Genomic DNA, 14,825 nt, shown 5'->3' with positions numbered 1-14,825 from the left:
CTTCGGAACCACATTTTCGGCATTTCATATTGCTTTCCTCCTTCTACAAAGAAGATAGCATATATGAAGTTATCTGTCATTGAAAAAGTTGATGTCTCCGCTCGGCAGGCAGAACAAGGCTTTGAAGTGATCCGATTCTTCTTTTTTTCATCCGATGCGCGCCTTGTACGCACCCTATCCACAATTGTCCACAGGCTGCGCGGGCCTGCGGGCAAGACTTGTTTCAGCAAAGTTTTTATGGTACATAGACACTTTGTTTCCATATACGAGGAAAAGGGGCTCAAGACCTTGCCCGCGCCCACCGGCGCGCGGTCCGGGAACTTATCCACAGGCCGGCGCACAGACGCCGACGGCGCGACGTCATGCTGAAAAATGAATTGCGGCACATACTGAACCAGGATGGCACGCGGGAAACGGAAGCCTGGTTCGAATGCCTGACCCTCCGGCAGGAGAACGATACGCTGCGGGTTGTTTTTCCCCATACGTATTTTGCCGCCTGGTTTTCGCGCCATAAACGCAATGTCTTTGAAGAGGCCCTCAGCCGCCATTTTACGGACAAGAGCCTGCCGCACGTGGTCTACGAATACCGCGTACCGGCCCCCAAGGTCATCGCGCCCCAGATATCTTCCGACCGGGAATATCCGGAAGGCGAGCCGCAGGCCGGGACGGACGGCGTGCGCGACGCGGAAGACAATTTCGCCTCATTCATCAGCAACGCCAAAAACGCCTTTCCTCTGGCCGCGGCCAGGGAAATTGCGGAAAGCGGCGTGGGCGAGGCCTACAACCCCTTTTTGCTCTGCGGACGCAGCGGTACGGGTAAAACCCATTTGCTGCGGGCTTTGGCCGCATCTTTTGAGCGACGCGGCTCCGGAAAAACTGTTTCCGGACGGATCATCTGTCAGAATGCCGCGCGGTTCTGCGCCGAAAGCACGCCCTGGGCACGCCGTCCGGAATTGTTCTGGCAACAGTGCGACGCCCTGTTGCTGGATGATCTGCAGGATCTGACCGGGCAGACGGCCTGGCAGCAGAAGCTGATCGCCTGTATGGACGCCTGTCCCCCGGCTCCCCGCCAAAATGCGGATATTCCGACTCCGGTCGGAACGGAGTACGGGTTGAGCGACGGACCGCGCCAGATGGTTTTCGCCCACGCCGGACCGGCCCAGGCCCTGAAGAATCTGGACGAACGCCTGCGCTCCCGTCTGGAAAGCGGTCTGGTGGTGGAACTGCTGGAACCGGACCTGGATGTGCGCCTGCGTTATCTGCAGGCTCTCTGCAAGGAGAGGCGGCTGAATCTGGGACGCGACCAGCTGCTCTATCTGGCGCAGCGTTGCGCCCAGTTCCGCCTGCTCCAGGGTCTGCTGCTGAAAGTGGCGGCCTTTGCCGCTGTCCACGGCAGAAATCTGACCCCGGCGGATCTGGAAAACATCGTGCGCACCGGCGGAGCGGACAGGCCGCCCGGCTGCCGGGAAATTCTGGGCGAAGTGGCCCGCGGCCTGAATCTGCGGCCTGAAGACATTCTGGGCGGCAAACGCAGGCCGGATCTGGTCCTGGCCCGGCAGGTGGCCATGTACCTCTGCCGCCAGAAACTGGGTCTGTCCTACCCGGAATTGGGCCGGGCCTTTGGCGGAAGAGACCATAGTACGGTCATCCATGCCATTAAAAAGATTAAGAAATTGTTGATTAGTGACAAAGATGTGCAGCGTTTGGTGACCCAACTGGAAACAACGGCCCTGTAAGCGGCCTTTCCGGCCTTCCCCCGCCGGAAAATGTGCGCGCCGTTCCTTGCCAAGGCGTTATGCTGAACGTAAAAAAGTGTGATATTTCAAAGAGTTTTATGAGTTACGCACAAAGGAACAGACCTTAATAATATTCAAGGAAAGCATATGAAACTTACTGTAAACAAAGAGCAGATCATCGAGGGCCTGCAGAAAGCCGCCGCCATCATTCCGGCCAAAGCCGGCGCCGCCTATCTTCGCTCCATCTGGCTCAAGGCCGAGGAGGGCAGTCTGGCGGTCATGTCCACGGACGCCAACATCGAATTCACGGGCCGTTACCCGGCTGAAGTCAGCCGGCCGGGACTCATCGGCGTACAGGGCCGGGCTTTTGTGGATCTGGTGCGCCAGTTGCCCACGGGCGTGCTCAATCTCACCCTGGATGAAGCCTCGGGCAATCTGCTGCTGGAACAGGGGCGCCGGGTATACAAACTGCCGGTGAGCGGTTCCGAGTGGTTCCAGAATTTTTCGGAATTTCCCGCTGAAAACGCGGTGACCTGGTCCGGCGACTTTCTGCAGGACGTGTTGGACAAGGTGGCCTTCTGCATCAGCGACGACGATGCCATGGACGCCATTGCCTGCCTGTGCATGAAGCCGGGCGAAAACGGGCATATCGACGTCTGCGGCCTCAACGGCCATCAGTTCGCTTTGGTCTCCTTCACCCATGACGAGCTGGCCGCGCGCCTGCCCGCCGAGGGCATGCTGATTCAGAAGAAATATCTTCAGGATATCAAAAAATGGCTGGGCGCGGACGAAATCGAACTTAACATTACGGATAAGCGCCTCTACCTGCGCAGCCTGGACGGGGCCGAAACCCTCAGCCTGCCCCGCGCGGCCTACGAATATCCGGACTACAACATCTTCATGGGCAAGCTCGCGGACGAAGGCGTCAGCTCCATGACCCTGGACCGTAAGGAAGGCATGGAGGCTCTGGGCCGTATTCTGATCTTCAATACCGAGAGCGACCGCTGCACTTATATGGATCTCTCCGAAAACGAGGCCCGTCTGTCCGCTCAGGGCCAGGACGTGGGCTCGGCCTCGGAAAGCCTGGAAGTGGCTTACAAGGGTGATATTGCGCGCATCGCCTTCCCCACCCGCAATCTGCTGGATGTGCTCGGGCATTTCGTTTCAGCCAAGATCGACATGCTGCTCACAGGCACGGAAGGCCCCTGCGGCATCCGGGGACCGGAAGATCCGGACTACACGGTCATCATCATGCCCATGAAGGTCTCCGAGACGACCTATTACAGCGAAGAAGACGTTTAGGAGCCGTCATCTGACTTGGTTATTTTGACTTCCGGCTGCGCCAAACTCGTTTTCCTTGCCGGAAAGCCAAAATTTATCAATTTGGAGACAAGGCTGAAAGTTTAAGCGTAAAATTTTGAAAAGGAAATATTAATGGTTCCTGAAACCTCCGGCAACGGCGGCTACAACGCCTCTTCCATCACCATTCTGGAAGGCCTTTCCGCCGTGCGCAAGCGCCCGGCCATGTATATCGGCTCCACGGACGCGCGCGGCCTGCATCATCTGGTTTATGAAGTGGTGGACAACTCCATTGACGAAGCCATGGCCGGCTATTGTTCGCGGATCACGGTGATCCTGCACGCGGACAATTCCGTGACCGTGCGCGACGACGGGCGCGGCATACCGGTGGACATTCATCCCAAGGAAGGCGTGCCCGCCGTGCAGGTAGTCATGACCAAGCTGCACGCCGGCGGCAAATTCGACAATACGAGCTACAAAGTGTCCGGCGGTCTGCACGGCGTGGGCGTGTCCTGCGTCAACGCCCTGTCCGAGGAGCTGACCGTCACGGTGCGCCGCGACGGCAAGCGCTACCGCCAGCACTACGCGCGCGGCGTGCCGCAGGACCAACTGGCCGTCATCGGCGAGGATGTGGAAGGCCACGGCACCACCGTGCGTTTCCGGCCGGACGAGGAAATCTTCGAGGTGCTCGAATTTTCCTATGAATCGCTGAAAAAACGTTTTGAGGAACTGGCCTATCTGAATAAGGGCCTGATCATCGAGTGCATTGACGAGCGCATCGGCGAAACCCATGTTTTCCATGCCGAAGGAGGCATCCGCCAGTTTGTGGCGGATCTCAATTCCGGCGAGCAGGGCATCCATTCGATTATTTTCGGCGAAGGCGTGGTGGACAGCGTCGCCGTGGATTTCGCCCTGCAGTACAATGCCGGGTACAAGGAAAACATCCTCACCTTTGCCAACAACATCCGCACCAAGGAAGGCGGCACCCATCTGGTGGGTTTCCGCACGGCGCTGACCCGCGCCATCAACGGCTACATCAAGGGCCAGCAGGATCTGGTCAAGAAGCTGAAAAATACCGCTCTGTCCGGCGACGACGTGCGCGAGGGCCTTACGGCGGTGATCAGCGTCAAGCTGCCCCAGCCGCAGTTTGAGGGCCAGACCAAGACAAAACTGGGCAACAGCGAGGTGGCCGGTCTGGTAGCCGGGGTGGTCTATGACCGCCTGAACGTCTATTTTGAGGAAAACCCCAAGGACATCCGGCTGATCATCGACAAGGCCGTGGATGCGGCCCGGGCCCGCGACGCGGCGCGCCGGGCCAAGGAACTGGTGCGGCGCAAGGGGGCCCTGTCGGACAACGCCCTGCCCGGCAAGCTGGCCGACTGCCAGAGCAAGGATCCCGTGGAATCGGAACTCTTTATCGTGGAGGGCGATTCCGCAGGCGGTTCGGCCAAGCAGGGGCGCAATCCCAAAAATCAGGCTATCCTGCCCCTGCGCGGCAAGATTCTGAACACCGAGCGCACCCGCTTCGACAGGATGCTGGCCAACAAGGAAGTCAAGGCCCTGATCACGGCCATGGGCGCGGGCATTCAGGACGACACGGACCTGGAAAAACTGCGCTACCACAAGATCATCATCATGACCGATGCCGACGTGGACGGCGCGCACATCCGTACCCTGCTGCTGACCTTCTTTTTCCGCCAGTATCAGGAAATGGTGGAAAAGGGCTTTGTGTATATCGCCCAGCCGCCGCTTTACCGCGTGCATAACTCACGCATGGAGAAGTTCATCAAGGATGACGCGGAGCTCAACGATTTTCTGCTCTCCCGGGTCAGTGAGGACGTCAGCATTGTGGCCCGTAACGGCAAGACCTTCAGCGGCAAAGCCTTGATCAGCCTCATGCGGCGTATTGAAAAGTTGGAGATGCGCGTGGCCGACGCCGAAGGGGCGGGCACTCCGCGCGACCTTTTCCTGGCCCTGACCACTTATCCCGTGCGTGCGGAAGCCTCCATGCTGGAGGACCAGGACAGCGAATTCACGGCCTGGCTCAATGAGCACGGCTATTTGCTGACCCTGGAGCGTGAGCGCAGCGAGGAGGACGACGAGGAACGCCTGTTCGCGGTTTTTGAGAGCACCGGCAGCCACCACACCCGGCGCGGCATGGAGTTTTTCGCCTCCCGCCTGTACCGCCAGACCTGGCAGCTCTTTACCGAACTGCGCGAGGAATGCGGCGGCCTGGCCTTCATCCTCAGGCGCAAGGACGGCGAAGCCGCGGCCGACGACGTCTTTCAGCTCATGCAGATGGTGCTGGACGAAGCCCGCAGAGGCATCAACATCCAGCGCTACAAGGGCCTGGGCGAAATGAATCCGGACCAGCTCTGGGTGACCACCATGAACCCGGACAACCGCATTCTGTTGCAGGTTTCCGTGGAGGACGCCATTTCCGCCTCCGATGCCTTTGAGGAACTGATGGGCGACAGGGTGGAACCGCGCCGCGATTTCATTGAACGTAACGCCCTGGCTGTACAGGATCTGGATATCTGAGGACAGTTCGCACAGAAAGGACATATGTCTGAAATGGATCCTGTTCTTATTATCCTGGCCCTGATTTTCGGCGGGGGAAACGTGCTTGCCATGTTGTGGGGCAAGCGGAGTGATGCCGTTTTGCCCGCGCCTGTGCAAAACGGCATGAAAAAGTATGCTTGCGGCCCCCATTTTCGTCTTGCCCTGATAATTATGTCTGTATGCACCGCCTGCCTGTTTGTCTGCGCGGGCATTCGGATATATATGATTTCGGAAGATCTGGAAAAAGAAACTGTGGTGTTGGTTGTAAGCGCCTTTATCATGATTGAGTGCATTCTCGTCATTCTGGGGCAGTTATATTCACGACGCATCAGCATCCTTTTTAATGACGCAAAGCTGATTTTTTATGCCGGAGGACTGCGCGGTCGCGTGGTTCGGTGGGAAGAACTTGCAGAGTTCGGGGTCAGAACGGAAAGGGGAGAAAAACAGTTGTTTTTTCGTCTGCCCGGAGAAAAAACAATAGAAATAGGAGAATCGTCTTGGCCTGGTTTTTCCGATCTGGCGGCCTTGATCCGGAACAAAAAGAAATCTGCGTAACATATTGTTTTTTATAACAGAACAGCATATGGAAATGAAACAGGAAAAAATATCCTCCACAGGCTGGCTGTCCTGGCTTATCGCTGTGGGCGGCTGGCTGACCTGCGCGGCCATGTGTCTTTTCCTGACCGTCAGTCTGGAAGGCTGGCCCAAGGCCTATAATTTTGCCCTTCCGGCGGTCATAGCCATATTGTTCAGCAATATTGTCGTGTTTCTCTTCATGTCTTCGCGTTTCGGCGAACATGCCGGAATTCTGTTCCGGGCCGTGAGCCGCGTGTGCGTGGCCGAAGGCGTGCTGTTGCTGCTGCTCTATGCAGGGGGCAGATTTTTTATCGGAATTTAAGGAAGCACTGACTAATGGTCTTTTTGCCCTCCGCCTGAAATTGCCCTTCCTTGGCAGAGAACAAAAACCTTTCTTAATCAGTGCGTCCTTAGAGTAGTTGCTATACCATGCCGCGTTGGGCGGCCACGGTTGATATTCTACCCGCGAGGCGAACGTGTCTGAAGTGCAAGACGGACAGCATCCGCAAATCAACATAGAAAAAGAACTCCGCCAGTCCTATCTGGAGTACTCCCTTTCGGTCATTATCGGGCGCGCCATTCCGGACGCCCGTGACGGCCTGAAGCCCGTGCACCGGCGGATCATGTTCGCCCAGTACGAACTGGCAAACAATTACAACCGCCCGCACAAGAAGTCCGCGCGCATCGTCGGCGACGTCATCGGTAAATATCACCCGCACGGCGATTCGGCGGTCTACGACGCCCTGGTGCGCATGGCGCAGGAATTTTCCATGCGCGATCCCCTGGTGGACGGCCAGGGCAACTTCGGCTCCATCGACGGCGACTCGGCGGCGGCCATGCGCTATACGGAAGTGCGCATGTCCCGGCTGGCCCAGGAATTCCTGGGCGACCTGGACAAGAATACCGTGGATTTCCGGCCCAACTACGACAATACCCTGCAGGAACCCTCGGTAATGCCCACCAAGGTGCCCAACCTGCTGCTCAACGGTTCGTCGGGCATTGCCGTGGGCATGGCCACCAATATTCCCCCGCACAACCTGGGCGAACTCTGTGACGCGCTGCAGCTTCTGCTGGACAATCCCCAGTGCAGCGTGGACGACCTCATGGAACACGTGAAGGGGCCGGACTTCCCCACCGCCGGTTTTGTCTACGCGGGCAAGGGACTGTACGATGCCTACCACACGGGCCGGGGCACGGTAAAAATGCGCGGCCGGGTGGAGATCGAGGAGCGCAAAAAAGGCCTCCAGGCCGTGGTCATCAGGGAAATTCCCTTTGGTTTGAACAAATCCAGCCTGGTGGAAAAAATCGCGGCCCTGGTCAATGACCGCAAGATCGACGGCATTGCGGATTTGCGCGATGAATCGGACCGCAAGGGGATCCGCATCGTCATTGATCTCAAGCGCGGCGTGATTCCGGACATTGTGGTCAATGCCCTGTATAAATTCACGCCCTTGGAATCCAGCTTCGGCATCAATATGCTGGCCGTGGTGGACAACCGGCCGGTGCTGCTTACTCTTAAAAGCGCTCTGAGCTGCTTTGTGGACCACCGGCGCGAAGTGGTCATCCGCCGTACCCGTTACGATCTGGAAAAAGCCGAGGCCCGGGCCCACATTCTGGAAGGCCTGCGCATCGCCATCGACCATATCGACCAGGTGGTGGCCCTGATCCGCGCGTCGGCCAATCCCGAGGAAGCCCGCCAGGGCCTCATGGAAACCTTCGAGCTGTCCGAAATTCAGGCCAGGGCCATTCTGGACATGCGCCTGCAACGCCTCACCGGCCTGCAACGCGAGGAATTGCTGGCCGAATACAAGGATCTGCTTCAGAAAATCGAATTCTATAAGTCCGTGCTGGACAATCCGGAAGTGCTGCGCAGCGAGATGAAGCGCGAGATCCGCGAGATCCGCGAAACCTTTGTCACGCCCCGGCGTACCGAAGTGCTCACCGAGGCCTTGGGCGGCATCGACATCGAGGATCTGATCCCGGATGATGAGGTGGTCATCACCCTGTCCCGCCGCGGGTACATGAAGCGCACCAATCTGGAAAATTACCAGCAGCAGAAGCGCGGGGGCAAGGGCATCGCGGCCCTGCACACCTCGGACGACGATTACGTGCAGGAGTTCCTGACCACCACCAACCACCAGTATCTCTGCCTGTTTACCAACAAGGGCCGCATGCACCAGCTCAAGGTGCATCAGGTGCCCGAGGGCAGCCGAACGGCCAAGGGCGTGCACATCAATAATCTGCTGCCGCTGGAAGAGGGCGAGTGGGTCACCACGGTGCTGGCCCTGCGCGAGTTCGCCGAGGACAAGTATTTCCTCTTTGTGACCAGGCGCGGCATGGTCAAGCGCTCTTCGGCCTCGCTCTACGCCCGTTGCCGCAAAACCGGACTCATGGCCGTGGGCCTGCGTGAAGACGACGAGCTGGTGGTGGTGCGGCCCATCCGTGAGGACAACCACATTGTGCTGGCCACGGCGGACGGCTTTGCCATCCGCTTTTCCTGCGGCGACATCCGGCCCATGGGCCGGGTGGCCACGGGCGTCAAGGGCATTGCCCTGCGCCGCCAGGACAGTGTGGTGGCCGGGGTGGTTCTCAAGGATGTGGATCAGACCACGGAAATCATGTCCATCTCGGCCAACGGCTACGGCAAGCGCACCAGAGTGGACCTCTATCGCCTGCAGTCGCGCGGCGGCAAGGGCATCATCAACTTCAAGGTCACGGCCAAGACCGGCCCGGTGGTGGGCGCCATGCCCGTACGGGATAACGACGGCCTGATCCTGCTGACCTCGGCCAACAAGATTGTGCGCATCGGCGTGGACGAAGTGCGCAGCAAGGGCCGGGCCACCATGGGCGTGATGTTGGTACGCCTGGACGAGGGCGCGCGCGTGGTGGGCTTTGACCGTGTGGACGAGGGCGGCCAGACCGGACGTGATCTCAGCGTGGAGCTGGATGGCGCGGACGGCATGTCTTCCGATGCCTCCGCCCCTGATTCCGGCGACGGCCGGGCCTCGAAGCCGGATGCGGAACCGGATGGTGATGAGGACTAGGCCGCGTCCGCGTTCATCCCTGCTGCTGGCGGCCCTGGCCCTTTGGGCCTGCCTGGCGGCCGGTTGCGAACAAAATGCCTTGCTGGCCGACGACCTCGGCGCGGCGCGCGCGGCAATGGCCGAGCGCAACTGGCCTCTGGCCGAACGCCTGCTGGAACGTTATCTGCGCGAGGAGCGAAATCCGGACCAGCGCTGGGAGGCCTGGCAGCAGTTGCTGAGCGTGGTCAATTCCGCCAGTCCGGAAGCCCGCGCCACTCTGGAATATCTGGAGGTCATGCTGGCGGAATTCGCGGACGACGACGCCCGCACCAAGGTTGTGCTGGAACGTATGGGGCGGCTCAACGAAAGCCTGCGGCACTATGACCGGGCGGCGGACGCCTGGAGTTCCTATATCGGGCTGGCCGGCCTGACGCCCCGGGAAACCGTGGAGGGCTATCGGCGGCTGGCCGCCACGCAGTTCAGTCAGCGCCGTTTCGATGCCGGGGAGGAAACCCTGCAGCAATGCCTGGCCCTGCCTCTGGCGGATCACGATAAGATCATGTGCATGTATGATCTGGCGGACCAGAATATGGCCCGCGAGCACTGGCAGGAAGTGGCGGACCTCAGCCAGCAGATCCTGGACAGTGGGCCGGACAAGGAAGTGCGGGGCCTGGCGGGGTATCTGCTGGGCGATGCCCTGGAGCAGCTGGGAAGGGGCGCGGAAGCTCTGAAACAATTTGAACTGGCGCGCGACGAATATCCCAATCCGTCGGTCATGGATAATCGCATTGCGCATTTGCGCAAAAAACTGAAGAAGTAGATGGTTATGATTCGGCACGAATGCGGTCTTTTCGGTATTTATGATCATGAGGACGCGGCCCGTCTGGCCTATTTCGGCCTCTACGCCCAGCAGCACCGGGGCCAGGAGAGCGCGGGCATCGTTACCCTGGATGCGGACGGCGTGCACGAGCACAAGGGCATGGGCCTGGTGCCTGACGTCTTTTCCGAGGCCGGCCTGCGCGCCCTCACCGGCCGGATAGCCGTGGGCCATGTGCGCTATTCCACCACGGGCCGTTCCTCCAGCTGCAATGCCCAGCCTTTCCTGGCCCACTACAAGGGGCAGGACATTGTGCTGGCCCACAACGGCAACCTGGTCAACGCCGGGGAGTTGCGCGAGGAGCTGGAAAACGAGGGCGCCATTTTTTCCACGGGCAACGACACGGAAATCTTCATGCATCTGCTGGTGCGGGCCCTGCGGCGGCACAATCTGCCCGAAGCCATCCGCGAAGCCTGTTCCCGGGTGCGCGGGGCCTACTGCCTGTTGATTCTGGCCGGTTCGACCCTGGTAGCCGTGCGCGATCCTTTCGGCTTCCATCCCCTGGCGCTGGGCCGTCTGGACGGCAAACCGGTTTTCGCGTCGGAAACCTGCGCTTTCGATCTGCTGGAAGCCGAGTATGAGCGTTCCGTGGAACCCGGCGAAATGATCATTGTGGATGCCTCGGGCGAGCGCAGCGAGCAACTGCGCGGGCCGCTGCCCAAGAAGCCCCGCCAGTGCATCTTTGAGCTGGTCTATTTCGCCCGGCCTGATTCCTATGTCTTCAACGAGCAGGTCTACCTCTGCCGCAAGCAGATGGGCTGGCAACTGGCCCATGAATCCACGCCGGACGTGGATTTTGTGCTGCCGTTCCCGGATTCCGGGGTCTATTCGGCGGTGGGCTTCGCCCAGTGCGCGGAACTGCCCTATGAGCACGCCATGATCCGCAACCACTACGTGGGCCGCACATTCATCCAGCCTACCCAGAGCATGCGCAATTTCGGGGTGCGGGTGAAGATCAATCCGGTGCGGGCCATGATCGAGGGCAAGAAAATCTGCATTGTGGACGACTCCATCGTGCGCGGCACCACCATGATCACCCGCGTGAAAAAGCTGCGTGAGCTGGGCGCCAAGGAAGTGCACATCCGCATTTCCTGTCCGCCGGTGAAATATCCCTGTCATTACGGCATCGACTTTTCCTCGCGCGGCGAGCTTATCGCGGCCCAGTGCACCCTGCCGGAGATCGTCAGCCGCCTGGATGTGGATTCCCTGCACTACTTGAGCATTGACGGCCTGCTGCGTTCGGTCATGCATTCGGACAGCTATTGCCTGGCCTGTTTTACCGGCGAATATCCCGTGCCCTGCGAGGAGTGCGGCAAGTATCGTCTGGAGGGTTCCTGCCAGAGCCGCTGATTTGCGTGTGGTTCGGTATTACGGAGATAGATCTGAAAAATCTGTTTGTGAAATTCCTTCAGGGTCGGGCGAAGCCACCTTTGTTCCGCCGGAGCGGAGCGCAGGCGGATGACGCAGGCAGCACGCGAAAGGCTGGTTTTCCCGGATAATCACGACAGACCGGGATGACGGAAAATATGAAATACGATGCGTCGGCCTGACGGCAAGTTGCAAGCCGGTTGACGCCGCCGCGCCGACAAGATACAGGGCTGCACGGCCGGATACGGCCATCTGAAGAGGAAGATATGAGCATCGCACGTTACACGCGCATTAAGGGCTTCGCGGACATGTTTCCGCCGCAGAGCGACAACTTCACCCGCATGGAAAATTGCGCGCGGGATATTTTCGGCCGTTACGGTTTTGTGGAATTGCGCACGCCTCTCATGGAGTTCACCGAACTTTTCCAGCGCTCCATCGGCGAGGAAACCGACGTGGTGCAAAAAGAGATGTACACCTTTCCGGACCGCAAGGGCCGCTCCCTGACCCTGCGGCCGGAAGCCACGGCCGGGGTCATGCGCGCCTACATCGAATCCGGGCTGAACAGCCGCGAGGCGGTCAGCCGCCTGTTCACCACCGGCCCCATGTTCCGCTATGAGCGCCCGCAGAAGGGCCGCATGCGCCAGTTCCACCAGATCAACTGCGAATGCCTGGGGTCACAGAGTCCCCTGGCCGACGCGGAACTGATCATCATGTTGATGCGTTTTCTGAGCGCCCTGGGTCTGAAGGATCTGGGTCTCAAGCTCAATTCCCTGGGTTGTGCCGAGTGCCGCCCGGGTTTCAAGGAAGCTCTGCTGGAGTATCTGCGCGGCGTGGACCGCAATGCGCTCTGCCCGGACTGCGCCCGCCGGGTGGACAGCAATCCCCTGCGCGTGCTGGACTGCAAGCAGCCCGGCTGCCGTGCCCTGACGGACAACGCGCCCAAATTGCTGGACTACAATTGCCCGGAGTGCAAGGCTCACTTTGAAACCGTGCTGGAAATGCTGCGCGCCGAGGATCTGCCTCTTGAGCTGGATCATCGTCTGGTGCGCGGTCTGGACTATTATTGCCGGACCACCTTCGAGGTGGTAAGCGGGAGCATTGGCGCGCAATCGGCCGTTGCCGGCGGGGGCCGCTATGACGGCCTGATCAAAAGCCTGGGCGGCCCGGATGTGCCGGGCGTGGGCTTTGCCTGCGGCATGGAGCGTCTGGCTCTGTTGCTGGGCGGCGACGCGGAAAAACGGCCGGATTTTTATCTGTTGGGCATGGACGAGGCCGGGCGCGCCCAGGCCTTTGCCCTGGCCCAGAAGCTGCGCGCCGCGGGTCTGCGCGGAGAGATGAATTTCAGCGCGGGCGGCTTTAAAAGTCTGATGCGCCAAGCCGGTAAATCCGGCGCGCGCTTTTGCCTGATCATCGGTCCGGACGAAGCGGCCCAGAGCAATGTAACCATCAAACATCTGGACAGCGGCGAGCAGCGGAGCATGCCGCAGGCCGACGCAATCCTTTATCTGCAAGCGGGAACAGCCAATGACTGAGCAAATGCAGGACGTACAGCTGGAACATCAGAAATTCGTTGAAGACCTGAGCGACTGGCAACGCAGTCACAACTGCGGGCAGCTGACCCTGGCCGACGATCAGGCCGAGGTCTGCCTGATGGGCTGGGTGCAGTACCGGCGCGACCACGGCGGCCTGATTTTCGTAGACCTGCGCGACCGCGACGGTCTGACCCAGGTGGTCTTCAGCCCGGATATAGCGCCGTCGGCCCATGAAAACGCGCATATCCTGCGTTCCGAGTACGTGCTGGCCGTCAGGGGCAAAGTGCGTCCCCGGCCCGAGGGCATGGTCAACAGCACCATGGTCACGGGTGAAATCGAAGTGGTGGCCCACGAGTGGAAGCTGCTGAACACTTCCAAAACGCCGCCGTTCCCCATTGAAGACCGCTGCGACGCGGGCGAGAACCTGCGCCTGGCCTGGCGCTATCTGGATCTGCGGCGCCCGCGCATGCAGGCCAATTTGCGTTTGCGCCATAAGGTGGCCCAGACCATCCGCCGCTATCTGGACGAGGGCGGCTTTGTGGAAGTGGAAACCCCGGTGCTGACCAAATCCACGCCCGAGGGGGCGCGCGACTTTCTGGTGCCCAGCCGCCTGAATCCCGGCGAATTCTACGCGCTGCCCCAGTCCCCGCAGCTTTTCAAACAGATGCTGATGGTTTCCGGTCTGGACCGTTATTTCCAGATTGTGCGCTGTTTCCGTGACGAGGACCTGCGCGCCGACCGCCAGCCCGAGTTCACCCAGGTGGACATTGAGATGAGCTTTGTGGACGAGGAAAAGGTCATGACCATGGCTGAAGGCCTTATGGCCCGCGTCTTCAAGGACGTCATGGGCAAGGAACTCCGCCTGCCTTTCCCGCGCATGCGCTGGGACGAGGCCATGGACCGCTACGGCGTGGACAAGCCGGATACCCGCTTCGGCCTGGAGCTCAAGGACATTACGGATATCGTGCGCGGTTCCGGCTTCAAACTCTTTGCCCAGGCCAAACTGGTCAAGGCCATGAAGGTGCCGGGCGGAGAGTCCATGACCCGCAAGGAAATAGACGCCTTTACCGAATTCGTGAAGATTTACGGCGCGCAGGGCCTGGCCTGGATCAAGATCAAGGCGAATGAATGGCAGTCGCCCATTGCCAAATTTCTCTCTGATGAGGAACGCAAGGGCATTGCGGAAGCCCTGGATCTGCGGGTGGGCGACATCGTCTTTTTCCAGGCCGGAGAGCCGGAGATGGTCAACGCGGCCCTGGGCAATCTGCGCGTGCATCTGGCCGGGCACCTCAAGCTCATTCCTGAAGGCAGCTTTAATTTCCTCTGGGTCACGGACTTCCCGCTGTATGAGTATGACCAGGAGGAAAAACGCTATGTGGCCTGCCACCATCCCTTCACTTCGCCCGCGCCCGGCCATCTGGAGCTGATGACCAGCGAACCGGCCAAGGCCCGCGCCCGCGCCTACGACATGGTGCTTAACGGCAATGAAGTGGGCGGCGGTTCCATCCGCATCCATTCCGGCGACGTGCAGCGCAAGATGTTCGAGGCGCTGGGCTTTACGCCGGAGCAGGCCGAGACCCAGTTCGGTTTTCTGATTCAGGCCCTGGAACAGGGCGCGCCGCCGCACGGCGGTCTGGCCTTCGGCCTGGACCGCCTGATCATGCTTCTGGCCGGGGCGGCCAGCATTCGCGATGTTATCGCTTTCCCCAAAACCCAGAAGGCCACCTGCCTGCTGACCGAGGCTCCGGCTCCGGTGGCGGCCAAGCAGCTGCGCGAGCTGGGTCTGCGTCTGCGCGAGCAGCCCGCCAAGGAAGGGAAAGCCAAAAAGAGCGAAGAAGCCGCGCAGGCCTGA

Annotated in this window: 11 protein-coding genes; all 11 read left to right on the top strand. The window is 60.0% G+C overall.

Annotated elements, in window-relative coordinates:
* Positions 1-369: hypothetical protein (locus KH208_RS02030; protein WP_291433369.1), on the top strand; the 369-nt coding region annotated here is incomplete at its 5' end.
* Positions 363-1,736 (top strand): DnaA/Hda family protein, encoded by a 1,374-nt coding sequence (locus tag KH208_RS02025; RefSeq protein ID WP_291433367.1) that lies wholly within the window; start codon positions 363-365, stop codon positions 1,734-1,736. The genes KH208_RS02030 and KH208_RS02025, both read left to right, overlap by 7 nt.
* Before the next feature lie 147 nt (positions 1,737-1,883).
* Entirely contained in the window at positions 1,884-3,038 is a 1,155-nt protein-coding gene (gene dnaN / locus KH208_RS02020) for a DNA polymerase III subunit beta (RefSeq protein ID WP_291433365.1), read from the top strand.
* A 132-nt stretch (positions 3,039-3,170) separates the two neighbouring features.
* Positions 3,171-5,576 (top strand): DNA topoisomerase (ATP-hydrolyzing) subunit B, encoded by a 2,406-nt coding sequence (gene gyrB, locus KH208_RS02015; protein ID WP_291433364.1) that lies wholly within the window; start codon positions 3,171-3,173, stop codon positions 5,574-5,576.
* Between the two features lie 24 nt (positions 5,577-5,600).
* A complete protein-coding gene (locus KH208_RS02010) occupies positions 5,601-6,152 on the top strand; it encodes a hypothetical protein (RefSeq protein ID WP_291433362.1) in 552 nt (183 codons plus the stop codon).
* Positions 6,153-6,180: 28 nt separating this feature from the next.
* Positions 6,181-6,495, top strand: coding sequence for a hypothetical protein (locus KH208_RS02005; protein WP_291433360.1), 315 nt, complete (start codon positions 6,181-6,183; stop codon positions 6,493-6,495).
* A gap of 154 nt (positions 6,496-6,649) precedes the next feature.
* Positions 6,650-9,217 (top strand): DNA gyrase subunit A, encoded by a 2,568-nt coding sequence (gene gyrA, locus KH208_RS02000; protein ID WP_291433358.1) that lies wholly within the window; start codon positions 6,650-6,652, stop codon positions 9,215-9,217.
* Positions 9,201-10,016, top strand: coding sequence for a tetratricopeptide repeat protein (locus KH208_RS01995; RefSeq protein WP_291433356.1), 816 nt, complete (start codon positions 9,201-9,203; stop codon positions 10,014-10,016). Before gyrA ends, KH208_RS01995 begins: the two co-directional genes overlap by 17 nt.
* 6 nt (positions 10,017-10,022) lie before the next feature.
* A complete protein-coding gene (gene purF, locus KH208_RS01990; protein WP_291433354.1) occupies positions 10,023-11,423 on the top strand; it encodes an amidophosphoribosyltransferase in 1,401 nt (466 codons plus the stop codon).
* 290 nt (positions 11,424-11,713) lie between these two features.
* Positions 11,714-12,973, top strand: coding sequence for a histidine--tRNA ligase (gene hisS / locus KH208_RS01985; protein ID WP_291433375.1), 1,260 nt, complete (start codon positions 11,714-11,716; stop codon positions 12,971-12,973).
* Entirely contained in the window at positions 12,966-14,825 is a 1,860-nt protein-coding gene (aspS, locus tag KH208_RS01980; RefSeq protein WP_291433352.1) for an aspartate--tRNA ligase, read from the top strand. The genes hisS and aspS overlap by 8 nt, the downstream gene beginning before the upstream one ends.

The sequence above is a fragment of the Desulfovibrio sp. genome (genome assembly GCF_018379785.1).
Taxonomy (GTDB): Bacteria; Desulfobacterota; Desulfovibrionia; order Desulfovibrionales; family Desulfovibrionaceae; genus Desulfovibrio.
This window is presented reverse-complemented; position numbering and strand designations above follow the sequence as displayed.

Coding starts and splice junctions, on each gene's coding strand:
- aspS (WP_291433352.1), top strand. CDS start 12,966: ATGACTGAGCAAATGCAGGACGTACAGCTGGAACATCAGAAATTCGTT.
- KH208_RS01995 (WP_291433356.1), top strand. CDS start 9,201: ATGGTGATGAGGACTAGGCCGCGTCCGCGTTCATCCCTGCTGCTGGCG.
- gyrB (WP_291433364.1), top strand. CDS start 3,171: ATGGTTCCTGAAACCTCCGGCAACGGCGGCTACAACGCCTCTTCCATC.
- KH208_RS02025 (WP_291433367.1), top strand. CDS start 363: ATGCTGAAAAATGAATTGCGGCACATACTGAACCAGGATGGCACGCGG.
- KH208_RS02005 (WP_291433360.1), top strand. CDS start 6,181: ATGGAAATGAAACAGGAAAAAATATCCTCCACAGGCTGGCTGTCCTGG.
- dnaN (WP_291433365.1), top strand. CDS start 1,884: ATGAAACTTACTGTAAACAAAGAGCAGATCATCGAGGGCCTGCAGAAA.
- purF (WP_291433354.1), top strand. CDS start 10,023: ATGATTCGGCACGAATGCGGTCTTTTCGGTATTTATGATCATGAGGAC.
- KH208_RS02010 (WP_291433362.1), top strand. CDS start 5,601: ATGTCTGAAATGGATCCTGTTCTTATTATCCTGGCCCTGATTTTCGGC.